The following is a 25,083-nucleotide window of genomic DNA, read 5'->3' as shown; positions in this document are numbered from 1 at the left end:
CGAAAGAATAATAGCTTGAACCTTTTTTTCGCCCCAGATAAAGTTGTATGTCCTGAGTTTACCCTTCGCTCTTATGACGCAGGGGATGGTACTTTGTTAAAAAATGCCCAAGACTCCTCCTACGAACATTTGAAAAAATATATGCCGTGGGCGCAACCTGAAATAAGTGCAAATGAAGCTGAAAATAATGTTAGGAAGTTTCGCGCCCGTTATTTGCTAAATGAAGATTTCTACATCGGCATTTTTAGCCCGGATGGGAAGAAATTACTAGGCGGCACTGGATTTCACCTCCGAAATCGTCCAATAACCGAGAATGTTGCTGAAATAGGGATGTGGATTAGCGAAGATTGTGCCGGACAGGGTTTGGGCACAAAAGTTTTGATTGAAATGCTGAGATGGGGCTTTAGTGAGTGGCAGTGGGTGAGGCTATTCTGGCGGTGCAGCAGCGAAAATATTGCCAGCGCTACTGTTGCGCGTAAAGGTGGAATGATACAGGAAGCGCAATTGAGAAATGACCATATTTCTCATCTGGATGGATCGAGAACTGATATGCTCTACTTCAGCGCACTGAAAGGGGAATGGCAAGCTTAATGCAGGTAGTTAATCGCCTTAAAAGTACCCTAGATAACCCTTTCATCTTCAACGCCCTGCAATTTGCAATCGCGGGAACACAAAATAAAACTCGGCGGCTGATTCGCGAAGGCTTGCAACTCAAAGCAGGGGAACGTTTGCTAGATGTTTGCTGTGGCACAGGCGAATTCGCCGATGTGGCACTCAACGAATATATCGGAATCGATATTAATCCAAAATATATTGAGTATGCCGAACAGCGTTTCGGTAAAGGGAACGGACATCCTGAACGCGCTTTTGTTGCACAGGATATTACCGGGTATGAATTCAGCCGCACCTATGGGACTTTCCCTAAAGCCATGCTGATAAATAGTATGCATCACCTAAGCGATGCTGAAAATCTGGCTGTACTGGAAGGTATCGCGCGGGTTACTACCGAGCGTTTCGTAATAGTGGATATGGATCCCACCCCCTCAAACCCCCTCAGCCGTTTTCTGGCAAAACAAGATCGAGGGCAATTTATCCGACCTCTTGCCGAGCAAATAGCACTTGCCGAGAAATTTTTCGAGGTGGAAAGGGGCGGGGAATATTACTCAGGCTTGTGTGGGCAAACGATAATTGTGTGTAAAGTTAGGAGTTAGAAGTGCAGCAAGAGGAACTGGATTTAAGCATTATCATAGCCTGTTATAACGAGCATGTAGTGCTACGAGATAGCGTTACAGAACTGGTGGACGTACTAAATGGTACACGTTATCATAATTCTTATGAACTCATTTTCGTTGATGACGTAAGCAAAGATGATACTGTAGAAATTATCCTCGAATTAATAGCAAAGTACCCAACAACGCGAATGGTGCTGATCCAACATCAGAAAAATACAGGGCGCGGACGCACCGTTACCGATGGTATTCAAGCGGCAAGAGGGCGTATGGTGGGTTTTCTGGATATTGACCTAGAAACTCCTGCGCATTACATCCCGGCAGCTTTGCTTGAAATTGAGCGTGGTGCAGATGTGTGTACAGCAGAACGGGTTTATAAATTTATGTGGCGCACTTTTTACCGACAGGTTTTGAGTGTTGGCTACCATTTACTTGAATCTAAGTTGCTCAAATTGCATCTGAAAGATACCGAAGTTGGTTTCAAATTTTTCAAGCGCGAAAGTATATTGCCGGTGCTTAACCGCTGTCATGATCCGGGTTGGTTCTGGGATACCGAAATAATGTACCGCAGTTTCTTTGCCGGACTACACATTACTGAAATTCCAACCCTTTTTATCAAACGTTATGATAAAAAAAGCACCGTTCGAATATTTCATGACTCAATAGAATATTTCGGTAAACTTATGCACTTCCAACACGAAATTAAAAAGATGCGGGCTGAATATGAGATCAAAAAGCTAGAACGACAGGTCGAACGACAAGTCGAACGGCAGACCGAAGAAGTAACCAACTAACCAACCCAAAAAAATAACTCAAGTGCTTTTAACCACCCTGCCAATATTTGTAAGGGCGGTTTTCATAAACTCTATTGTTCCTCTAACATAATACAACTGCCTTAATCTTATCCCTTTACGTATAATAGAAAGCGAGAAGCAAGGTTTTGTTCAAAAACCGTTTAAAATAGAAAATATAAAGGAGCAATAATATATGATGCCCGGAGGAGTAAATCCTTTTGATAAATTCACCGAGAAGGCGCAAGAAGTGCTAATGACTAGTTATCAGCTTTTGGCTGAGCAGCACCATAGCCAACTTGATGTAGAGCATATCCTTTTGGCGATGCTACAACAAAAAGATGGCATTACGCCCCAAATTCTAGAAAAACTCGGCGCGGATATAAATTTAATTAAACGCTCAGTTCAGGATGAACTAGATGTTACTCCTAAAATTCAAGGGCAAACTGGCTTTCAGGGAATTCAGGTAAGCATGTATATTACCCCGCGACTGCAACGCCTTTTTGTTAATGCCGAGCAGGAACGCGAACGAATGAAAGATGATTTTATCAGCACCGAACATATTCTATTGGCAGTCGTTTCCGACCCAACTGATAAAGCCGCCAAAATCCTGAAACGTTTTATGGTAGATCGAGAGAGTATTTATCAAGCTCTACAAGAGGTGCGCGGAAATCAGCGCGTCACAGACCCGCAAGCGGAAAGCAAATATCAGATTCTGGCAAAATACAGCGTGGATTTGTCACGGTTAGCCCGCGAAAACAAGCTCGACCCTGTTATTGGGCGTGAAGAAGAAATACGCCGGGTGATGCAAGTTTTAAGCCGCCGAACTAAGAATAACCCGGTGCTAATCGGCGAACCGGGCGTAGGTAAAACCGCCATTGCCGAAGGATTGGCGCAAAAAATCGTTAGTGGTGATGTACCCGATAACCTGAAGGATAAGCGGGTGGTAGCCCTTGATATGCCGGGTCTGGTGGCTGGCTCAAAATTCAGAGGTGAGTTTGAAGAGCGTCTCAAGGCAGTAATTGAAGAGGTGAGACGGGCGCAGGGTGAGGTAATCGTTTTCATTGACGAACTACACACTGTTGTTGGTGCAGGCGGCGCAGAAGGGGCAATAGATGCCAGCAATATGCTAAAGCCGCCTTTGGCGCGTGGTGAATTGCAGGTGGTGGGTGCTACTACTTTGGACGAGTACCGCAAGCACATTGAGAAAGATGCCGCTTTAGAGCGCCGTTTCGCGCCGGTGTTAATCGGTGAACCGAGTGTCGAGGATACTATTGAAATGCTGCGCGGTTTGCGCCCTAAATACGAATTGCATCATAATCTGAAAATAACCGATGAGGCATTGGTTGCCGCCGCCGAACTAAGCGAACGTTACGTTACCGATCGTTTCTTGCCTGACAAAGCGATTGATTTGGTGGACGAAGCCGCTTCAAAAGTGCGAATCGATATGTTTAGCCAACCGCCCGAATTGAAACAAATGGATGCGCGCCTCAAACAATTAAACGATGATATGGAATTGGCAGTTCAGAAACAGGATTATGAACGAGCCGCCCGTATGAAATACGAGATTAGCGCTTTAAAACAAGAATTTGAGGGGAAACGCAACACATGGTTCGCCGAGAAAAAAATTGACGATGTGGTAGATGAGGAAGATATAGCAGAAGTCGTCAGTAAATCTACCGGCATTCCGGTTAGCCGGATGCTTGAAGGCGAAATGAAAAAACTGTTATTGATGGAAGAACGCTTACATGAGCGTGTAATCGGTCAGGATGAGGCAATCGTAGCGGTTAGCGATGCAATCCGCCGCGCCCGTAGCGGGTTAAGAGACCCAAACCGACCGATTGGCTCGTTTATTTTTCTCGGACCTACCGGGGTAGGTAAAACCGAATTGGTAAAGGCGCTGGCTGAGTTCATGTTCGATAGCGAAGATGCAATGGTTCGCATTGACATGAGCGAATATGGCGAAAAGCACACAGTAAGCCGCTTAATCGGTTCACCTCCCGGCTATGTTGGGTACGATGAAGGCGGACAACTGACCGAAGCGGTACGCCGCCGTCCATACCAGATTGTTCTTTTCGATGAAATCGAGAAAGCGCATCATGAAGTATTCAATACTTTGCTCCAATTGCTGGATGATGGGCGTTTAACCGATGGGCATGGTCGCACAGTGGACTTCAAGCACACGATTGTGATTTTGACCTCAAATGTTGGCACAGACCATATCAAGCAACGAGCGCTAGGTTTTACTGTGGGGGCAAATCGTCAAGAATCCGAGGATGCCGCCGCAGATCAAAAGATGCGCGAGCAAGTGATGTCAGACCTGCGCGAACAATTCAGACCGGAGTTTCTGAACCGGATTGATGAAATCATCATCTTCAGCCACTTGAACCAAGAGCAAATCAAGAAAATCGTGCGGTTGATGATGAAAGATGTAGTCAAGCGGCTAGAATCGCAAGGGATGAAGTTGGTGCTTACCGAAGCTGCCCTCGATTTCTTCGCTAAAGAAGGCTATGACCGGGTTTACGGAGCGCGCCCATTGCGCCGAGTCATTCAGCGCAAGCTTGAAAATGTACTTAGTAGAATGTTACTTGATGGCAAATTCAAGCAGGGCGATACAATTCAGGTGGAGCTTAACCCTGAAGCGCTGACTGAGTTGAGATTTACAATAGTAGAACAAGCTCAATCGGTAGAATCCCCACAGGTGGAAGGTGAAATAATCGAGCAAACCGCCGGGGCGTTGCCCGGTGCTTCTAACTAAGGGTTTTGTATTTGATCAAGAGGTTCGGCACTAGCCGAACTTCTTTTAATTTTATACATTGCGAATAGCCAGCAAAGACTAATACTGGACTTAACCGATAGCGTCCGCTAAAATGACAAGGTAATTCAGACTCGATGAGGAAGGGGTAAATCATGACCACAGTTAAAGCTGCTTTTAATCGGTTAAGCAGCATATTACTTTTATTAATTATTTTATCTATCAGTCTAGTAGCTTGTGGAGAGAGTGCTTCACCCACCGCAGACCAAATCTCAACTACAAACACAGTCAGTGGAATAACATCTACACCCGTATCAGTAGCAAATACAACCACAGCCTTTACCACGAATACTACTACTGCCACAGGTAGTATTATACCTACCACCACCAAAGCCCCCATAGTTTACATAACTATTCCGGTTTCTAACGATGCAAGGCAAAGTCTTGAAAAGGTGGCGGATGATGCCGTTAAAGTGCGGGGCTTGAACTTTACCGCCAAAATAACCACCAATTTCATGACTCCGGATGCTATCGGCAAATATGCAGAAGATTCCTTAAAACGGGAGCTAACTCTTCAAGAAATTAGCGATTATGAAAAGTCTTTGCTAGTCTTTGGTTTTACCAAACCCGGTTTTGATTATGTTAAAAGCTATACCGCGCTGCTTGAAGGTAATGTTGCAGGATTTTATGACTATGAGATAAAGAAATTATTTGTAAATGTAGCTGACCCCAATAAGGGTGCAAGCCCGCTCACTCGTTGGATAGCAGAGCATGAGTTAACCCATGCGCTTCAAGATCAGAATTTTGGAATTGAAAAGGTACGACCGCAACGAATACCCACCGATAAAAACTGGAGTGACGATAAGGATTTAGCCGTGTTATCTCTTATTGAAGGAGATGCTGTTCAATCACAATTTCTCTGGACATTGGGTAAGTATCTGAGCCAGCAGGAAATAACGCAATTGGTCAAAGATTCACAGGATGCAGCTAATAAAGCCTCGCAAGTTGTGAACCAAATGCCTCCAATACTATTGGTATCGCAAACTTTCCCATATGAGGAGGGCTGGACTTTTGTACAAAATCTCTACAAGCAGGGTGGTTGGGATGCGGTAAACAAGGCATGGACAGAGTATCCGCCAGTTTCTTCCAGTCAAATCCTAAATTTCGATAAATATAAGAATCGAGTTGAGCCGATAAAGGTAGATTTGAGCGACCTTACTCCCGTTCTCGGCGCTGGTTGGCGTTCAGTAGATTTGAACACTATGGGCGAATATACTACCCGTGTATGGCTCAAGGGGCAAGTGTCGAATGACGAAGCCACTAAAGCTGCAAGCGGGTGGGCAGGAGACCGCTATCAGGTGCTTGAAAAAGACGGTAACCTAGGTTACGTTTGGCGTAGTAAGTGGGATAATGATGCGGAAGCCAAACAATTTTTCGACTCAGCGCTCCGTTATATTACTCCCACCTATAATTTGCAGGGGGCAGGGGGCAACGGCACCAAGCGGGTCTGGCAAAACGCAGAGCAAGATGTTCAGCTTATTCAGAAAGGCACTGAAGTGCTGGTGCTAGTAATGCCAAAAGGCGATGCGGCTGCAAAAATTATTTCAACACTGGGTTTCTAATTTTCAGCCAACATAAGGCAAAATATCTTATTGAATATAACCAATAAAACACTACCGCTTGGTAATACAGGCGGTTTTTTTCCTAGGAATTAGAAGTTTATGGAATCTGAAGTAACTATGCGAAATATTGTGAAACAATAATACTATTGGAAATGTCTTTAATTAAATAGCTACTTTTGTGTGTTCTACCCGGAAAGAGTAACCTAATGCCTTCAAATACAAATGAAAAGCGCATATACAAAAAAGCAGCGACAGTAAGGATTGCGATGTGGAGTGCGCGACATCGCTGGCTTACCGTTACGCTTTGGATGATATTTACAATTGGGCTGTTCATAATCAGTCTTGTGAGTGGCGGCACAAAAACATCGGATGGGAGCAATCCTACCAGCGGAAGTTATAGCAAAACCGAATCGTATCAGGCAGGACAGGTTTATAATGCTGGAGTTGCAAACAACGCCCCACCCTCATCCGACTCCTATATTGTCATTACCCATCCAAGCTTGAAAACTACTGACCCACAGTTTAAAGAAATGGTAAGCAAAGTGGTTCAGGGCTTACAGGCAATTACTTACTCAGAAAATGGTGCAAACAAACCGTCTTTTGCAAATGTAATCAACCCCTACGAGGTTCCAGCAACTGCCGGATTAATTGCGCCGGATGGTAGCGCCTTGCGGATTGTAGCAACAACGCTAGGCACCAGCAAGGAACGCTCGATAAAATTAGAGCCGCTAAAAAGTGCGTTAGTGAGTTTGAAAGCTCAAAGCGGAGATTTCAAAATAAGCGTGCTTAATTACAATTGGCTGAATGATGACATAAACCGGATAGTTAGCGAGGATTTGGACGGTTCGCTGAAAATCACAATGCCGTTGACATTCGGCATTTTATTGCTTGCATTTGGGGCGTTAGCGGCTGCTTTTGTGCCTCTAATTCTAGCGATAACTGCTTTGCTGGCAGCATTCGGTTTTCTTGGGCTTTACAGCCAATTTGTAACTCCGGTTAGCCAATATGCCACCCAATTAATTGTGCTAATCGGGCTGGCAGTAGCGGTAGATTACTCGCTCTTTATGCTTACACGCTTCCGAGCAGAACGCCGCAACGGGCGCGACAAAATGACTGCAATTGAGATTACGAGTAGTACCGCCGGACGAGCCGTTTTCTTCAGCGGCATAACGGTGGCAATTTCCATTGCCGGATTATACTTGTTAGATGATGACCTATTCCGCTCGATGGCAACCGGAACCATTGCAGTGGTATTGCTCTCTATCATCGGTAGCCTCACTTTCCTTCCTGCCACGCTCTCGATAATGGGTAACGGTATCAATTGGGGGCGCATCCCCTATTTCGGGCGAGAAAGAGAAGAAGGCAGCGGTTTCTGGAGTCCGCTTGTTGGCGGAGTAATGCGCCGACCTTTTATAGCTGCTTTTGTCACAACCTTATTATTGCTGTTTATTGCTTTCCCGGTATTGAACTTGCGAATGGGTTTGGTGGGGGTGGAGAGCTTCCCAAACAGCATTGAGGGGGTTGCAACCATCAACCTGATGAATCAGAAATGGCCACAAGGGACTACCCTTAAAATGAATGTGGTAGTTACGGGGGCAAACAACCCAGATGTTAAAGTGGCTATGGATAAATTCCGCGAAGCCGGGTTGAAAACGGCAGGGTTGAGCGAACCGTCCGCTATTACTATCTCTCAAAACGGTACTGCCGGGCGCATCACGTTTACTATGGGTGGAGGCGAAAATGATCAGGCAAATATCGATCTGGTCAAAAAAGTGCGGAAAGAACTCGTCCCGGCTTATTTTTCAAATCTAGGGATACAAGCCTTTGTCTCAGGCGATACAGCACAGGTAGTGGATATAGTTAAAATCTATACCGATGCAATGCCACTGGTTTTTGCGTTTGTATTGGGCTTGAGCTTCCTGCTGCTCTTAATAGCCTTCCATTCATTGGTAATCCCCGTCACAGCCATTATTCTAAACCTTCTATCTACCAGCGCTGCTTACGGTGCGATGGTATTGGTATTTCAGGAGGGCTGGTTTGATCAACAAATCGGGATTAAAACAACCGGTGTAATCGAAAGTTGGGTTCCGGTATTTATCTTCACAATCCTGTTCGGCTTGAGCATGGATTACCACCTCTTTATTCTTACGCGCATAAAAGAAACGAAGGATAAAGGGGCAAATTCAAACGAGGCAGTTGCAAAGGGTATAAGCGCCACCAGTGGGGTAATCACCAGCGCTGCCGCAATAATGGTGATGGTTTTCGCGGTGTTTGTAACATTGCAATTGGTAATCATCAAACAGGTTGGGCTTGGTTTGGCGGTTGCAGTCTTTGTAGATGCAACTCTAATCAGAAGTTTGCTATTGCCCGCTACGATGCGTCTTCTCGGTAAGTGGAATTGGTACATTCCAAAGTTTTTGGATTGGATTCCACAAGTTACCATTGAAGGCGAGCCGGAAGATGCTTCTGACAAAGAAAAAAAGCACAAAGTAGCCGTTTGATTGAGCAATAATAAGAACCGCGGGCAGGAACACGAGTCGGACAAAATGAGTCGGTAAACCTTGCCTTAACTCATTTTTTGACGTTTAGATAAACCAAAGGGCAAGCAGTGTTGGCACAACTTGCCCAGACGAGTAATGTTCTAATTGAGAAAGGACACTACTCGTATGAACCTTAACACACTTAAAGAATTTCGGCACGAAATCTATGACTGCTTTGAATACGCCAGTGACGCATTGTTTAATCTGGCGGATGCCCTTATGACAGAAAGCCAGGCTCAATCGGTACTGGAACTGACCCTTTCGCCCAATTTTGAGCGAAAATGGCCCAGTTTGTATGAGGCTTTGCAAATGGGTCAAGTTAACCAAACTCGCTTCGAGCAAACCATGGTGCGCTACGCCCCTCATCCCTTCGATGGTGAAAGATTGGTACTGGCAGTGGATGCTACCAATATCGAGCGACCCTTTAGCACTACATCTGCAGATCGTGGCTGGCTTTACAAACACAATCTGCCCAATTGTGATAAGCCCGTGACCGTGGGTTGGCAATTCTCGACCGTGGTGGTGGTGCCGGCTCAAACCAGTAGCCATACATACATTGTCTCCAACCGCAGGATCAAAACCAGTCAAACACCAGCAGAGGTAGCCAGCCAGCAACTGAGCGAATTGCGCCCATATTTTGCTGAAAGACCGCTCAATCTGGGAGACCGGTACTACCCCACCAAAGCATTTATTCAAAATAGCAGTAAGGACTATGACTTGCTGCTGCGGCTCAAGTCTAACCGAGTATTCTATCGAAAAGTGGTGAGAGATGAGCAGAAACGAGGTCGCGGCGCTCCCGCTAAACACGGTGCTCGTTTCCAATGTAATGATCCCAATACGCACGGTTTGCCGCAGCGAGTGTGGGTTGGGACGGACGAAAATGGACACAAACTGGTAGTAAGCGCATGGACTGAGCTGCATTTGAGGGAAGCACCTGAACTGGCACTGAGCATAATCCGAATACAGCGTGAGGCAGCCAGTGGTAAAACCCATGACCCTCTGGAAAGTTGGTATGTGTGGTCGGGTCAAACTGAGCTTGACCTGACGCAAGTCTGGTCGTATTACAAGAGGCGTTACTCGATAGAACACGGCTATCGTTTTGACAAACAAGATTTGTTGTGGGAAAAACCACGCTTGCGCTATCCGAGCCAGTTTGAGTTGTGGACGGCGATAGTCAGTTTGGTACACGACGAATTGCAAATCGCTCAAGGCTTGGGCTTGGAAGTGTTGCGACCTTGGGAAAATAGTCAACGACAGCCAAGCCCTCAGCAAATTCGACGAGGCTTGTCCGGAATAATTGTGCAGTTGGGCAGTCCGGCCAAAGCCAGCAAAGTGCGAGGAAATGGGAAGGGTCGAGCGGTTGGCACCAAAGTAAGACCGGCTACCCGCTATAAGGTGGTCAAAAAGGGGTTTTCTACCTCTAATTTGACGAATATTCGCTGTTAAATTTGCTGGTAACTGGCTACAAACTGTCATTCTTTTGTAAGTTCCGATACGGGTTTCTATTTCCTATAGCCCCGTTTATCTAAACGTCAACATTTTTGAATTCAAATCGTCTTTTTAGACTCAGTAAGTTCTTAGAGATAGGTCAGAAAAGCGATAATGAATAGAGTATATGATTTTATAATTTCAACACTGGGAGGGTTCGAAGTAATTCGTGACCGTTTAGTTCACCCGAATAAGCCACAAGCTTAAAATACCTGCATCATTTTAGGGCACGCTAAAACTGGACTGTACCCAAGCCCAAGGTAGTCAAGCTAAGTTATAGCAAGGCTTGAAATTATCTAGCTTGGCGCACTTCTGAGCGAGCTTCTTCCTTGATAAGCTGCAAATACTCTGCCTGCCCCAGTGCCTGCCCAATTAATCCCTTTATGCCTAACCGCTTTATCACTTTATCCTTTTGCCATACCACAAACTCCCGCTCTTCAGCCGCTACCTCCAGATTTACATACTTCCCTACCCACTCCTGCCCCAAATAGTAACTGCGTTTATCTACCTGGACTGCCCCGTTACTCTGCACCTTGCGCACAAAACGGCGTTTGTCTACCGCCAGGAGCCAGCGCAGCAGCGGCAAGGTTGGTAGTGCCGATAGAGTGGGAAAGGCTACTCTGGGCGGCTTGTTTTTACAACTCAATCCCTGATGCGGTCTTTCCCAGTTGTAATGCTCTTTGAAAGCTTTGGTAACCTCGTTCACTTCCGCCAAGTTCTGAGGCTGATACACTTTAAGACACTCCTCCCCATAAGCACGGTGGTAGTGTTCAACCAACAGTTGATAACAATTGTGTACAAGAGTAAGCGAAAATACCAGGATTGTGAAGTGGTAGTTACGAATTACTCCGAACAATCTCTGGTGTTGAAATTATAAAATCATACACACTTGGATTACGGTTTTCTCCCCGCTCAGTACCGCCTGAACTATTTTTAGCTTAAACTCGGAATTAAAGCTTTTTCCCTGCATTTTTCCAGTCCTTTCTCAAACTAAGCTGCTTCTATTCTACCCATTTCTTCTTAGTTTGTGGTCTGGTATTCCGGGGTTCACTCCAGTTTTGACCGCTTATGAGCTTGCCCCAAAATAGCGGGTTTGCGCGAATTTCCAGAAGCGGTGGGAGATAAAAAGTAGCCCTCCCGCCAGTACCAACGCCCATAACGCCGATTCCCACCCAAGCCTGTTCAGCAACAAATCCGCCGGAGTTGCCGCTACTACTCCAAAGGGTATTACAAAAGTGAGAATAGTTTTCGCAAAGCCCCCAAACATATCGGGATGGTATCGCCCCAAGTCAAACAGGTTGAAGAAGAACTCGGCGAAATCCATCTTGACCCACCAAATACAGGGTATTGTCATGATAAACCAAGTGGAATAGGCAATTATTACCCCGCATAGCACGAAAACCGGATATAAGAGCCAGCGCCACCAATCGACACTCAAATTGCCGCCGCTGATTCCCACAAATATCAGCACTATACCGGGGATGCCCTGCATCATTTCACCGAATGACACCATACGGGTGCTAACGAAAAATTGATTGTTTATCGGTTTCAGCAGGATAAAATCAAGTTGCCCCTTGCGGATATACTCCGGTAGTTCAAACACATTCTTGAAGAATAGAGTGAACACCAGCGATGATACCACCATATATGAGCCTACCAACACCAGATATTGGTTAACCGACCAGCCGTTTAGGTTTTTGGTTTGGCTGAATATAGCCCCTACGAAGATCAGCGAGAACATGGGGAAACACAGTATAACGAGACAACTTGCCACGAAGTTGCCCCGCGCTTCCATTTCTCGCATCAGGTTAATGCGCACAAAAGAACTATACAACTTTACATAACGCTTAATAACACGCATTTATTTTATCCCTCGTAAACTTCAAAGCCTTGGATAGCTTTCCGCCACATCCATTTGAAAAATAGGGCTGCTATGACAAGCCACACCACCTGTACGGCAAGCCCTTGCACGAGTTGTTCCGCCGAAATGCCTAGAAAGATTCGGGCAGGCAAGCTGTAGATGTAGGCGAAGGGTAGCCATTGTAAAATATCGCCAATACCACCGGGCATTAGCGCGAGTGGAACCATAGTGCCACCCAACGCCCCTGAACCAAAGCCGTATAGCGCGAAAAAGCCTTCCGGTTGGTTCTGCCAAACTGTCAGTAATCCCAACGAGGCGGTAATGAAGAAGTTCAACACGTATGCCAGCATAAAAGAAAGCAGCACTAGCGCCCATGTCCAACCATTTTCAGGCAATTTGAAATTTTCGCCTAGAAAAACAGCGGCAAGGACAAATACCGGAATCGTGATTATGGTACTCCATGTGCGTCCGCCTACCTCGAACCAGAAGGTTTTAGCCGGGTAGGACATTGGGCGCAACAACCCGGTAGCCATTCGTCCTTCGCGGATTTCAAACATGATAGTCCACTGATATTGCGCGATGCGCCAGCCCAGAAAGCCTGCCACCAAATAATAGGTAGTGATATACTTTACTGCTTGTGGGTCATTACGACTGTTGAAAATCGTTGTCCACAAGTAGATACCCACCATCACTGGAAGCAAAGCCAGCATAGAATAGAATAGGACGTTCCAGCGATATTCCATGCGTTCCTGAAACGCCACTTTGCAGAGAGTCCAGTAGCGCCGGAATACAAAACGCCAACGCCCCGGTGTTAATGGTTCTATTTTTTTATTAACCAGCACGCTTGTCTTCCTTTCAGGCTATTGCTGCCAGTTGGTCTCTTGGTTGGGCGGTTTCCATAATCTTTTCGCTTTCGTTATGACTGGTATCGGTGAAAAGATCATGGATAATATCGTCAAGCTGTGGCTCTTCTATGGATAAATCCGCTACCGGGAAACGGTTGAATAGGGCGCTGGCACGCTCTGCCACTGAATTTCGAGGTACTTGTATCCGAATGACCCCACTTTCATTTGAGATAACCTGCCCGATTGGGGCTAGTTCGGCAGATTCAACCACTTTCATGAAAGATACCACTAGCAACTTGTTAGGGGCATACTTTTCGGTAAGGGCATCGAGGCTACCTTCATAAACGGGTCTTCCGAAGTTGATGACCAACGCACGTTTAGCCAACGCCGCTACATCTTCCATATAGTGGCTGGTTAGCAAAATCGTTGCGCCATGCTCACGGTTATAATCCTTGATAAAGTTGCGAATCTTTTTCTGCATCACCACATCCAGCCCGATAGTTGGCTCGTCCAGCAGCAATACTTTAGGGCGATGCAACAAAGCCGCCACCATTTCGCATTTCATTCTCTCGCCCAAACTGAGCTTGCGCACTGCGGTATTTAGTATTTTGCTGAGGTCAAGCAATTCGACCAACTCATCCAGCCGTTTGCGGTACGCCTCGTTCGGCACTTCGTAAATATCGCGTTGTAGGTTAAAGCTTTCGATTGCCGGTAAGTCCCACCAAAGCTGGTTGCGTTGTCCCATTACCAGCGAAACCTGTTTCAGGAAGGCATACTCGCGTTTCCATGGGCGATAACCCAAAACCTGTGCCTCGCCGCTGGTGGGGTGCAATAAGCCGCTCAACATTTTTAGCGTGGTAGTCTTGCCCGCGCCGTTTGGTCCGAGGAACGCTACAATTTCGCCTTCTTCAATTTTAAAATTAAGGTCGTAAGCGGCTTTCTTCTCGGTATATTCTCGCTTGAACAGACCGATTACCGAACCTTTCAAACCCTCTCGCTTTTTATAAGTTCGGAAAATGCGAGTTAAATCCTGTGTCTCTATAATTGTTTTCATTTACTGAAAATCCTCCTTATATTTACAAAAGTATAGCGGGGATATATTTAGCCTTCCTGTATCTGCAAAATTTGAAATATGTGCTTGATAGACAGGCGCAAAGAATCCATCGCAGCGATTGATTAAATTTCGCTGTTTGAAGGGTGAAGCTCTTCTCTGCCTGATTTTGGTATAAATTAGTGGCTTGAAAGAAAAGTGCGTCAGCTTGATGGGGTTTCCACTGTTAAGCGTGCAAACTAAAATACAATATAAAATTCGGTTTGCCTGATAACCTAGAAACCGGCTTATGCCTTCGAGCAGCGATAACTAATCGCGATACTCTGGAAAAAGTGGCAAAGCTCTCATCAACTGCACTCCTTTATCATGAGGTGATTGTCCAAGTAAAACCGCGCAAATACTTGCTTAGATGGATTTACTATATGAGTATAGCAAAGCCCCCAAACTCTGTCAACTGTCCAAAAGACCTAAATTATTTAATGCTGAGAGAAGGGCGAGATAACCGCAATGCTGCCCCTTGTGTCACAATCGCCGCCAGCGTTGCGACTAAAAAGGCGGCGAGTATGCCCCAATTTTGGATAGCCAGTATCACTACCAAGAAAAATACGGCGCATGCGAAAGAGCTTACCAACACGCCGCGCAATACCAGCAAGGTAGCTTCCTGACTCTGAAAACGTTGGGTAAAGATGGCGAAGATGGTAGCATATACGGGCAAGGGCGATAACAACCCGCTAAGTTGCGAGCCTAAAGCGGGAGCGGCAGTGGTAAGGGTCAGCACCAACCCGGTGGCTATTAGCATACGGGCGGCTATTTCCCATGCGGGCGCTTTTGCTTCTACTACTGCGCCTTTTGGCTTTGGTAAGATAAGCAGTCCTATTATTATGGCAGTGTTGACGCTTACAAAGGCGAGGGGATAGGGTACATTAATCTGTTCAAAACATAAAGTGGCGATAAAAAATAAGCCCCAACCACTCAGCCAGCAGGCAAGCCAACTCCATCGGAAAGATAGCCAACTATAAGCCACGCAAAATAGCGTTTGTGAAATTAGTCCAAACAAAATACCTTGCGCTACTTTAGCGGCAAAGGTTGTGCCTTGCTCATATGCCAGAAACAAGGTAACAGGGGCGGAAGTGAGCGGTAATCCTATCAGCCAGCCACTCACCCTTGAACCCCACTTCCGTCCTGCCAAGCTGATAAAGCCTACCAGTAGCGGGGTTAGAACCAATTTAAGCGCAATCAATTGCCTATCATCCCCGCTAACCTTTAATTTGCAGGCTTGCCGTAAACCGTGACGTTAATTCCGGTGAAATCCCCCTTCCATAGCTCGTTTCCGGCGCATTGTAGCAGCAATCTTTTCCATAGTACTGCCTGATTGAATACCTCAAGGTCGGAGGAGAGGAATTTAAAGACGGCGCTGGAAGCTACCACCACCAGCTTTTTGCGGGGGCGGGATAACGCCACGTTTAGTCGGTTGGGATTGAGTAGGAAATCGGCTTCGGCGCGCACATAATCCGGGTCGGAAGCGGTGGCAGAAACGATAATGACTTCGCGCTCGCCTCCTTGAAAACGTTCCACCGTATCAATGGCATTACAGGCTGCCAAATCTGGGAAATGGTCGCGCAATAAAGATTTCTGAGCGCGGTGCGGCACTACTACCCCGATTCCATCAGCGCCGTCCAGTTCGAGATTGCTCAGGCAATAATCCACTATTGGGGCGATAAGCTCAACCTCAAGCGGGTTTGCTTGCTGTGAGACTTTCTCATCATGGACTATCACTATAACCGGATAAGCCGGATTCATAACCGCTCTAAGATAAGGTTCTAGCTTTACGTCCTCCGCATAATCCGGTAACAACTGTTCACGCCGCGAATGGAACAGGATGCCATCCTGCCGATAGATATGCTCGTGCAGAAATTCGGCATGGACGCGATGCAGCCGGAAACTTTCCTCCAACGCCACACGCGGGAATTTCTGGTCTATTAGGTATTGGAAAACCGAACGGTAGGGCTGATTGGCGATTGCGCTAATACGCTCTTCATCTTCCCAGCTATGCAGCAGAATTGGCGACATTTGGCGATGGTCGCCCACCACTATCGCTTGCCCTTGCGGATGTAGCCATGCCGTTGCCAGTAAGGCTTGGGGTAGGTTCATCTGGCTGGCTTCGTCCAGTATAACCAAGTCAAAGGGTTTGTCCGTCCACATTGCCTCGCCGTTTTTACCGCCAGTCTTTTGCTTGAGCAATTTGTAAAGACCGCCAGGAGTGCCGCCTACCACCAACGTAGGCGCATTGAAAATCCTGAAAAGCTCTTTGCGGTTCTCCCACGGATCAAGGGCGTGCACCCCTGTTAACGACATACTTTCTTCAGGGTCGCCCGTTTTGTAGAGCTTCAGGTTTTCAGTCCATTCCCAACCGTATTTACGGCGCAACTTCTCGAGCTTATCGGCGATACTTCCTAGCACGATATTAACGGCATTATGCGTTTGGCAGGAAACGGCTATCCGCATAGTACCGCCCGTTGCCAGCGCGGCATAGATACGCGCCAAGGCTGCCCAACCTAGCGTATGGCTCTTGCCTGTTCCGGGCGGTCCTTGCACCAGAAAGAGCTTATCTTGCAGGTGTCCGGCTATAACTTCGCGTTGGTTGTCGGTGGGGGCGTGCTTGCCTTCTACTTCAGCTACATATCCCGCAAATGCTTCCGCTTTCTCTTGCGCCATACTTGCGCGTAAATTGCGTTCGGGGGTACAGGTTTGCGCGATTAGGTGATAAAAGGGGTTTTGCTCGGCATTGCGACAGGCTTCCAGCAATTTGTCACCGTTCAAATCATCCACCATTTCATCAACCGTGTAATATTCGCCCGGTTCAGGCATCAGTTTGGTAGCATGTGAGTAGCGAAAAGGTGGGTCTTGCTTGCCATTATTTGAGAATGACATATCCAGCAATTTCAAAAACAGATTATCGCTCTCTAAGCTGTTTACAATACACAATCTGCCGCGCACCAACTCCCACGGTTGTGCGTCTTTCTCCAGCGTATTTAGTGCCACAAAACCGCCCTGTTTTATTTTGTTGAATTGCATTAGCAAAACAGGGTCGAGCGGTAAGCCGCTAAAGTCCACCTTGAACTGTACGATTACCGAGGGTTTGCCGTGATACTCTTCGTCATAAATGTTTACGCAACGGGCGAGAAGGGCGCGTCCTTGCTGCGCTCTTTTCAAAATCGGTTGGCTGAATAACTCCAAAGATTCTTGTAGTCCGGCGTAATGCTCGATAAACAAAAATTCTTCCAACACCCTGCGGAAAGGGGGCGGCGAGGCGATATATGCGCCCAATTGCAGCAGATTAAGCGGTTCTTTTTTTATGTAAGCGTTTTTGAATTTGAAATTGTTTTCGATATACGCCAACGCTTCCAGCCGTTTTGCCTGAAAAGCGCGTATAACTTCCGGGCTAGCGTGGGAAAAGCGCGAAATACGCCCACGTTGCTGCGAAGTTTTGAAATTCTCCGCTTTTAAAATGCCCCAAGCGCTATAAGCGTATTCCAGCGGAATAGAAGAATAGAAACGCGCCGAAGATTCAATGGTGCGCTTGTTTTCGCGCCGCCATAGGTAATCGAACATCCCTTGCTCGAAAAGGCGATAGTATTGCGCCTTCTCGCCATCATCCCACTTAAAACCAAGCTGTGAAGCCACCGCTTGCATGGTATGCCCGGTTGAGGGTAAATTCTGCCGCTCTTTAACCTCATCATACACAAAAGAAACCGCCGATTGTTTGAGGGCAGGAGAATCGGTTAGTAGGTTATAGAGGGTGGGTATCGAAGCGAACACCTCCAGATGGCGGCGCAAGGCTTCCAGCAGCGCTTTCTGGTCGTGGCGATTGTACAGGTACAGATGTATAGGCGCGTTGGTAGCGTCATCAGCCAGCGAAACCGCCGCTTTGAAGATACCGCCAATCCAATTTACCAGCAATTCCCGCTCGCTTTGTTCGTCCGGCACGCCCGGAGTCATCTGCACAATCGTTTCTTGCCCCTTTGATCCTTTTACCAATGCCCCTGCCAGATAAATCCGGTCTTCCAGATAATCGGTTTGTGCGTCCAGAAAGACTTTTATCAAATCGGGGAACTGCTTTTCATCGGGCAGGATGCTGCGCCCTGAGTCAAGAAAATAGGAGAGGGAACGTGGCGCATGTTCAGGGTCGAGACGGCGTAGCACCCGCGCCGAACGCTGTACCATCCGGTCGAGTTTTGCGCCAATCATCCAAGAATCGGACAGCTTTTTGACCAACGCTTCTTTACCCGGTGTGGTAGCAAGTTTGCGTTCGGGCGGCGGGGCGTTTTCATCGCGTTTCAGGTCGGGGATTTGCTTGAGCTCCGCAAGGTCATTCACGCTGCGGATTCCGTTTTCCACCAACACTCGTTTTTCCGCGCTCTCTAGGAACGGCACCAACGCCACATCTTTGCGTTCATCGCTATCCACGAAGCAGATGGGGTTAAACAAGCAGCCATCGCATTTTTGGTCAAGATAATAATGCAATTGGTCGAGCGGATTCTGGTCAACTCGCGCCAATGCCGACTCTTCGCCCTCGGTAAGTTGGTCAATTGCGCCGAAATAGGGCGCTAAATCAAAGCGTGGGGCGGTTTCGGGGTCGTTCAACGCGCCGTCCGGGTTGCGCCGCACCACTGTTCCGGCATAATCAACCACCGACAATCCGGCTTGTTCTGCCATCTGCTTGAGCAGCATCACATAAACCGCCACTTGCAAGCGGTGATTAACCTTATCCTTGCGGGTGGATTTCACATCGCCCACCAGCAAATCTAGCGCGCCATTCGCCTCGCGTTTCACCCGAATGAGGTCGGCATTGCCTTCAAAGCGCCAGCCGTTCAAGGTTTCGGACAGGTGCGCTTGATAAAGATAGGTAATCCCTACTGGGACATTCTGGATAGCTTCTACCGTGGCGCGGCGTTCCTGATTCGTCAAATCCAAAACTCTATAGCCGAGCGTCTTGAGGCTGTCGATTACTTGCGATTCAATCCGGTCGCCCAATTCAGACATGAGGGGACTGATTGGCTGCAAAGCCAGCCTCAAACCGCTTTGGGAAAGGCGTTTGGCAAGGGCTTCGGTTTCGCCTTTGTACAGGTAAAAGCGCAGATAGCGATCGCAGCTATCCAAGCTCAGGTATTGTGCCAGTCCGGTGGGGGCAAGGGTCAGGCGGCGACCTTTAGAGTCTAGGTCGGATTTGCGCTCTGAAGACAAAATTGCATACCTCGATAGTGTTTACGAAGCGGTGTGTTAAAAAATGCCCGGTGGTAAACCGAGCATTACTGATGCTATTCTAGCAGAAAATCTTACTCTTGAGACGGGTTGCTTTCTTCTTCATCCTGAAGATGGATTCTGGAATATCCATAATTGTTACCCTTGTACTCAAGCGTATTGCCATAATCAAAGGCTGTAATAGTTTCGGTATTATTATAATCAATAACACCGCGTAAGGTTTGGTCTGTTGTAGAAAACCTAAACGGGCCCGTGAATTTAAATGGCTGATTATTATTAAAGGACACTTTCAAATACATCGGCAATCACCTCCACAAAATACCTTCTCACTATTTATATACCCTAGTTTTTAAAATATGTCCAGCCCTGCGAAGTTTGTACCAGATTTATTCTGATATTGAGGTCAGGCATACGGGTTGCTAAAATTTTACCCTTGACCCGGTTCTCGCTGCGACAACGGATACTTTCCATTGTGGATAGCAAAAGCTCGTAATCCACCGGCAACACATCCTGAACAGTGATTGTTTGCAAGATGTGTTGTAACGCGGCATTAGCAAGGCTTGGCGGCAGATTTAGCGGCACAAACACCTGTGGGGTGGGCGCTAGTAGGATTTCAGCGGAACGGCTGTTTAAAACGATTTCTAGTGGGTTAAAGGCTGTATCGCATAACATTTCTGCTTGAAAATTTTCCCAGATTTCCCACATCAAATGGTCAATCTCATCAGACGGTTTCTTAACCGGAAGCCCTACCTTTTCAGCATCGGTGCGTCCGAGCGGGTAGCCGTGATGATGATACGACAGGCTGAGCGTTTCGGTGATGGCTTTGGCTTTGCTGTTATCTTTCATGTGCAAGCTGAGCAACTTTTCGCCCAATGCCAGCGATAGTTGGGTGCTGCGCTTGGCTATGCCGATGGGTATTGGACCGGTTTCGGCGCAGAGCATCTCAAAAGCTCTGGTCATCTGCTCTTGATCACTTATCCCCACATCTTGGCGCACAAAGTTGAAATAATTGCGCAAATCCTCTGCACCGTAATTGATGCTGTCAATATTGCCATCGCCGCTTTTGCGGATAACGGTCAGTTGGGGGTCAACCGGACCAAGATTGGAGTAAGGATGCATTATAATTTCATCCGCTCCCATCGCCAACAAGGTTGCCGCACTGTAAGCGACATAGGGTATTAGCACCGCTATTTTTTCAAAGCGTTCTCGCAATAGGCTGATTATACGGGCAGCCGCAATAGCGTCACCACCATTGCTGATGACTAAAAAATCAACGGCGGTTTCCTTCAGTGGAATAAGATTGATTTGTTTTATAAGCTCAGAGATAGCATCTCCGGCGATGTAGGCGTTTACATTGGGTCGGATGCTGGTAACGTAGGTAATGAGTGGGCGCGAACGGGCTTGCTCAATTTTGTGGTAAATCTCCAGGCGCTCAGTGTACCCCATTGGACACCTCCTGACTTTAAGAAACAATAATATATAGCCCTATATTAATTATAACTCTAAAACAGGGTTACGCTTGTTAAAGTTTATATCTGCCGGCTACTTTTGGAAGGCTGCTAGATTCTGGTTTATCTGCTTAAGATGGACTACGTCATGCCCTGCCCACTTTTCCAGCCATTTCTCCGCGCTGAATTGCCCGTATTCAGGCTGAATGCCTTCCCGAATCCAATCAGACTCTCGCATCATCTGGATTATGCCGAGACTCGCCCTTCTTTGTATTGAGAAATCTTCCAGCAATTCTTCCAACTTATCGCGGCTGGTATTGCGATGGAGATACCATTTCTTTTCATCGTGTGGTACGAGATTGGGTAAATCTTCTCTTACAATTCGCACAAGGCGTAAGCGCATTACATACATTTCATCATCTACCAGATGCGCCAGAATTTCGCGAATACTCCAACTATCCGTTTCGGGCTTGAAATCGAGCGCGTTATCCTCTAAACCGCTTACCAGCTTAACAAGTGCGGAGGTGGTTTGCTCAAGCTGCGTGATTAGCTTTTCCCTTGCTATAGCCATTTAATTCTCCTTAAATTTTTCAACTTCCGGTAGCTATAAATCCAAGCGCATTTTATCCCTGACCCTTGACGCTGGCAAATCTCGCAGGAATTTGCAAGCCGCGCAGCTTTGCACTAATCTTTCTTTACCAAAGTTACGAAAGGAGAGAAATTGTGGAATATTTACGAACCCCTGATGAAAGATTTGAAAATCTGCCCGGCTACCCCTTCGCCCCCCATTATGTAGAGGTGGGAGGCTTGCGGATGCACTATGTGGCGGAGGGCGCACCTGAAGCCGAAACCGTTTTACTGCTGCACGGTGAGCCATCGTGGAGTTATCTTTATCGAAAGATGATACCGCTTTTTGTTGAGGCGGGCTATCGCGTGATTGCGCCGGATTTAATCGGCTTTGGGCGTTCCGACAAACCAACAGAACGCGCCGATTATACTTACCAACGCCATGTGGATTGGGTTAAAAGCCTGATCGAGCAACTTGATTTGAAAAATATTACGCTGGTGGGGCAGGATTGGGGCGGGCTAATCGGGTTGCGCGTGGCAGCAGAAGAAGAAAAACGCTTTGCCCGGATTGTAACCGCTAATACTTTTCTCCCTACCGGAGATGAACCGCCTAACGAAGCTTTTTTGCGCTGGCGGCGTTTTTCTCAGGAAGCGCCGACTTTTGATGCGGGAAGAGTAGTCAAAGGGGCATGCGCTACCGCTTTGACCACTGAGGTAATTCAAGCCTACAATGCGCCGTTTCCCGATGAGCGTTATCAAGCCGGGGCGCGCCAATTCCCGGCGTTAGTTCCGATTACGCCCGATGACCCTGCCAGCATGCCGAATCGTAAAGCTTGGGAAGTGCTAGAAAAGTGGGACAAGCCTTTTTTGACTGCCTTCGGGGACTCTGACCCGATTACGCGCGGAGGTGACCGCTATTTTCAGAAGAAAGTGCCGGGCGCACAAAATCAACCGCACATTACCCTAAGCGAGGCTGCTCATTTCCTGCAAGAAGATAAGGGCGAGGAATTGGCGCAGGTGATAATTGCTTTCATGCGGGGGAGTCAGGCGAATTAACTAAACTTCCGGTATGTGGTACTATTTATCCATGCCGATAAATGTATCAGTTTTAATCCTCAACTGGAACGGGCGCGACTACCTTGAGCCGTGTCTTAATGCGCTGCGTGGGCAAACTTACCGAGCTTTTGAAGTCATTCTAGTCGAAAATGGTTCGGTGGACGGCTCGGCGGCGTTGGTGCGTGAGAAATTCGGGGAGTGGCTGGCAGAAGGCACGTTAAAGCTGGTGGAATTGGCGCAAAACACAGGTTTTTCGGGTGGCAATCTGGAAGGCTTGAAGCATGTCGACCCCGAAGCGCGTTATATTGCCACTCTGAATAATGATACCGAAGCCGACCAATGCTGGCTGGAAACGCTGGTTAACAGCCTTGAAAACCGCTCGGACGAATGGGCGGCGGTTTGTGGCGCGATGCTGTTCGCCTCTGATAGCGCCCGAATCGCCAGCGCGGGAATCGAAGTGAGAAAAAACGGCTTAGCGTTGGATGGGCGCGGTGGGGAATTGTGGAAGCCCGGCGCAGAAGAAGAAATTTTTGGAGTGTGCGCGGGGGCGGCGTTATATCGTCGGAAAGCTATCGAGGAAACAGGCTTTTTTGACCCGGCTTTCTTTGCCTATCTAGAAGATGCCGATTTAGCGTGGCGTTTGCGTTTGCGGGGCTATCGCAGCCTGTATGTGCCGGATGCGAAGGTGATACATCTGTATAGCGGGACAGGCGGGCAGGGTTCGCCCTTCAAGAGCTTTCAGCTTGGGCGCAACCGCTTGTGGGTTATTCTTAAGGATATGCCCGGCGCGTTGCTGTTGCGTTACTTGCCGCTCATCCTCTTTTACGATTTGGCGGCTGTGCTATATACGCTGCTATTTCGGCGCGATATTCACGCTCTGCGGGGAAGATTGGCGGCATTACATCCGCACCACTTGAAACGCCTCCGGCAACAACGGCGCGAAATTCAGCAGAATCGGCGCGTTAGTATTGCTGAGCTACGACGTTGGCTGGCTTCTTCCGGCTTTGGCAACAATCTTGCTTTGCAGCGAACAATGGACGAATTGGCAATAGCTATCCCCGGTAAACCAAAATGAGCAAGCTACAGCCGAGAACATACCTAATTGCTTTCGGGGGTGCGCTTACAGTGGCGCTGCTATTTCTCCTGTGGGCGTATCTTGCCACTCCTTTCGGTTTCCCGCTCGATGATGCTTGGATTCATCAGGTGTTTGCGCGCAACCTGTTTTTGCATGGCGAGTTCAGCTATAACCCCGGCGAACTTGCCTCCGGTTCTACTGCGCCGCTTTGGACGCTGCTATTGGTTCCGAGCTACCTGTTTAACGACACCTACATGATTTGGGCGTATTTACTTGGCATAGCTTGTCTGGCGTTGACTGCGTTGGAGGTGTACCGGGTATATGGCTTGCTGTTCGGAAAGGGACAGGATTTTGCCGCGCTGGTCGCCCTGATTTTTACCGTGTTTGAATGGCGATTGGGTTGGGCGAGCGTAAGCGGCATGGAAACGCTATTATTTGCGTGGCTCTCGATGTTGGTGTTGCGCCTCTCACTCTCGAACGCTCCTGTTTTTTGGACGGGTCTGGCGGGGGGCTTGCTAACCCTTACGCGCCCGGAAGGAATCGTGTTGGCGGGTTTGGTTGGACTCGAAGCGGGACGCAGAATCTTCGCAAACCGTTCAGTGCAAGGCAAGCCCTTAATCGTTTTATCCAAAACATGGGGTTTGATGGGTTTGGGCTTATTATTGCCGTTGCTGCCCTACGCCCTGTTTAATTACAGCGTGAGCGGTTCGGTGCTGCCCAATACCTTTTCTGCCAAAACCGCTTTTTACACTTCCGACCATAATTTGCTGAATGCGCTGGCATATCTGCTAAACGCTGTTGTGGAAATTTGTCTCAGGGGGGGCGCAATCGCGCTATTTCCCGGCTTTGTCTGGCTGATAGCGCGTAGGTCAGTACGTTTTAATTGGCTACCGCTGGTGTGGGCGAGCGCATTATTGCTGCTTTATGCTTGGCGGTTGCCGGTAGTTTACCATCACGCCCGTTACCTGATGCCTTTGATTCCGATCTTTATCCTATACGGGGTGAAGGGCAGCGGACAATTGTTACAAGCGTTGCGCGACTCGCGCTTTTTCAGGCTGGCGCGTTTGTTGCCGGGATTGGCGGCGTTGCTGGTATTTATAAGCCTTTTGACCGGGGCAGAAACCTACCGCTTTGACGTAAAATATATCAACGATGAGCAAGTGCGGGTGGGCAAATGGCTGCACGATAACACTCCCACCGGGGCGATAGTGGCAACCCATGATATTGGGGCAATCGGTTACTTTAGCGGACGGCGCATTGTGGATACAGCCGGGTTGGTTACGCCCGCCTACATCCCGATTGTGCTAAACCAGTCTGAAATCTTGAAGCGAGTGCGCGCCGATGGGGTAAATTATTTTGCCATGCTGCCCACATGGTATCCTAGCCTGAACGACCTTCTGGAACTGGAAGGGCGCAAAGTATTCCAGCCGCAGGAAACTTACCTTGAGAAGTTCGACCAGAAAAATATGGCTGTATTCAAACTGAAGGATTGA

General features: G+C 47.7%; 19 protein-coding genes. 10 read left to right on the top strand and 9 right to left on the bottom strand.

The features are described from left to right. Positions 1-15 precede the first annotated feature (15 nt). From OZ401_RS23735 to OZ401_RS23705, 7 genes are all read left to right on the top strand, one after another. Entirely contained in the window at positions 16-591 is a 576-nt protein-coding gene (locus tag OZ401_RS23735; protein WP_341472093.1) for a GNAT family N-acetyltransferase, read from the top strand. After that, entirely contained in the window at positions 591-1,211 is a 621-nt protein-coding gene (locus OZ401_RS23730) for a class I SAM-dependent methyltransferase (protein ID WP_341472092.1), read from the top strand. Before OZ401_RS23735 ends, OZ401_RS23730 begins: the two co-directional genes overlap by 1 nt. A gap of 2 nt (positions 1,212-1,213) precedes the next feature. Then, the gene (locus OZ401_RS23725; protein ID WP_341472091.1) at positions 1,214-2,023 is read left to right on the top strand and encodes a glycosyltransferase; all 810 of its coding nucleotides are present in this window, start codon (positions 1,214-1,216) and stop codon (positions 2,021-2,023) included. Positions 2,024-2,216: 193 nt separating this feature from the next. Further along, positions 2,217-4,778 carry an ATP-dependent Clp protease ATP-binding subunit gene (locus OZ401_RS23720; protein WP_341472090.1) on the top strand — a complete coding sequence of 854 codons (2,562 nt, stop codon included), beginning with the start codon at positions 2,217-2,219 and terminating at the stop codon, positions 4,776-4,778. Between the two features lie 152 nt (positions 4,779-4,930). Further along, positions 4,931-6,397, top strand: coding sequence for a hypothetical protein (locus OZ401_RS23715; protein ID WP_341472089.1), 1,467 nt, complete (start codon positions 4,931-4,933; stop codon positions 6,395-6,397). 206 nt (positions 6,398-6,603) lie between these two features. Beyond that, entirely contained in the window at positions 6,604-8,898 is a 2,295-nt protein-coding gene (locus OZ401_RS23710; RefSeq protein WP_341472088.1) for an MMPL family transporter, read from the top strand. A 165-nt stretch (positions 8,899-9,063) separates the two neighbouring features. Further along, positions 9,064-10,383: a transposase gene (locus tag OZ401_RS23705; RefSeq protein WP_341467900.1), complete on the top strand. Its 1,320-nt coding sequence runs from the start codon at positions 9,064-9,066 to the stop codon at positions 10,381-10,383. Between the two features lie 334 nt (positions 10,384-10,717). Here the strand turns inward: OZ401_RS23705 and OZ401_RS23700 are convergent, their stop codons facing one another. The 9 genes from OZ401_RS23700 to OZ401_RS23660 form a co-directional block, all read right to left on the bottom strand. Continuing rightward, the gene (locus OZ401_RS23700; RefSeq protein ID WP_341472087.1) at positions 10,718-11,203 is read right to left on the bottom strand and encodes an integrase core domain-containing protein; all 486 of its coding nucleotides are present in this window, start codon (positions 11,201-11,203) and stop codon (positions 10,718-10,720) included. 288 nt (positions 11,204-11,491) lie between these two features. After that, positions 11,492-12,286: an ABC transporter permease gene (locus tag OZ401_RS23695; RefSeq protein ID WP_341472086.1), complete on the bottom strand. Its 795-nt coding sequence runs from the start codon at positions 12,284-12,286 to the stop codon at positions 11,492-11,494. 5 nt (positions 12,287-12,291) lie between these two features. Continuing rightward, on the bottom strand, positions 12,292-13,128 hold the full coding sequence (locus tag OZ401_RS23690; RefSeq protein WP_341472085.1) for an ABC transporter permease: 837 nt from the start codon (positions 13,126-13,128) through the stop codon (positions 12,292-12,294). A 13-nt stretch (positions 13,129-13,141) separates the two neighbouring features. Then, positions 13,142-14,185, bottom strand: a complete 1,044-nt coding sequence (locus OZ401_RS23685; RefSeq protein ID WP_341472084.1) for an ABC transporter ATP-binding protein — start codon at positions 14,183-14,185, stop codon at positions 13,142-13,144. Between the two features lie 469 nt (positions 14,186-14,654). Continuing rightward, the gene (locus tag OZ401_RS23680; protein ID WP_341472083.1) at positions 14,655-15,422 is read right to left on the bottom strand and encodes a hypothetical protein; all 768 of its coding nucleotides are present in this window, start codon (positions 15,420-15,422) and stop codon (positions 14,655-14,657) included. 23 nt (positions 15,423-15,445) lie between these two features. Further along, entirely contained in the window at positions 15,446-19,426 is a 3,981-nt protein-coding gene (locus OZ401_RS23675; RefSeq protein ID WP_341472082.1) for an AAA domain-containing protein, read from the bottom strand. Positions 19,427-19,518: 92 nt separating this feature from the next. Next, positions 19,519-19,743, bottom strand: a complete 225-nt coding sequence (locus OZ401_RS23670) for a hypothetical protein (protein ID WP_341472081.1) — start codon at positions 19,741-19,743, stop codon at positions 19,519-19,521. Between the two features lie 43 nt (positions 19,744-19,786). After that, complete coding sequence (locus tag OZ401_RS23665) at positions 19,787-20,890, bottom strand: SDH family Clp fold serine proteinase (RefSeq protein WP_341472080.1); 1,104 nt, start codon at positions 20,888-20,890, stop codon at positions 19,787-19,789. Positions 20,891-20,986: 96 nt separating this feature from the next. After that, positions 20,987-21,463: a DinB family protein gene (locus OZ401_RS23660; protein WP_341472079.1), complete on the bottom strand. Its 477-nt coding sequence runs from the start codon at positions 21,461-21,463 to the stop codon at positions 20,987-20,989. Between the two features lie 152 nt (positions 21,464-21,615). Between OZ401_RS23660 and OZ401_RS23655 the strand changes: the two genes are divergently transcribed. From OZ401_RS23655 to OZ401_RS23645, 3 genes are read left to right on the top strand one after another with little or no spacing between them, the layout of a single operon-like run. Continuing rightward, complete coding sequence (locus OZ401_RS23655; protein WP_341472078.1) at positions 21,616-22,515, top strand: haloalkane dehalogenase; 900 nt, start codon at positions 21,616-21,618, stop codon at positions 22,513-22,515. Positions 22,516-22,546: 31 nt separating this feature from the next. Further along, on the top strand, positions 22,547-23,590 hold the full coding sequence (locus OZ401_RS23650) for a glycosyltransferase family 2 protein (RefSeq protein WP_341472077.1): 1,044 nt from the start codon (positions 22,547-22,549) through the stop codon (positions 23,588-23,590). Continuing rightward, on the top strand, positions 23,587-25,083 hold the full coding sequence (locus OZ401_RS23645) for a hypothetical protein (protein ID WP_341472076.1): 1,497 nt from the start codon (positions 23,587-23,589) through the stop codon (positions 25,081-25,083). Before OZ401_RS23650 ends, OZ401_RS23645 begins: the two co-directional genes overlap by 4 nt.

It is taken from the genome of Candidatus Chlorohelix allophototropha (assembly GCF_030389965.1).
Lineage (GTDB): Bacteria > Chloroflexota > Chloroflexia > Chloroheliales > Chloroheliaceae > Chlorohelix > Chlorohelix allophototropha.
The sequence above is the reverse complement of the archived record's forward strand: the minus strand, read 5'-3'. Positions and strand labels throughout refer to the sequence as shown.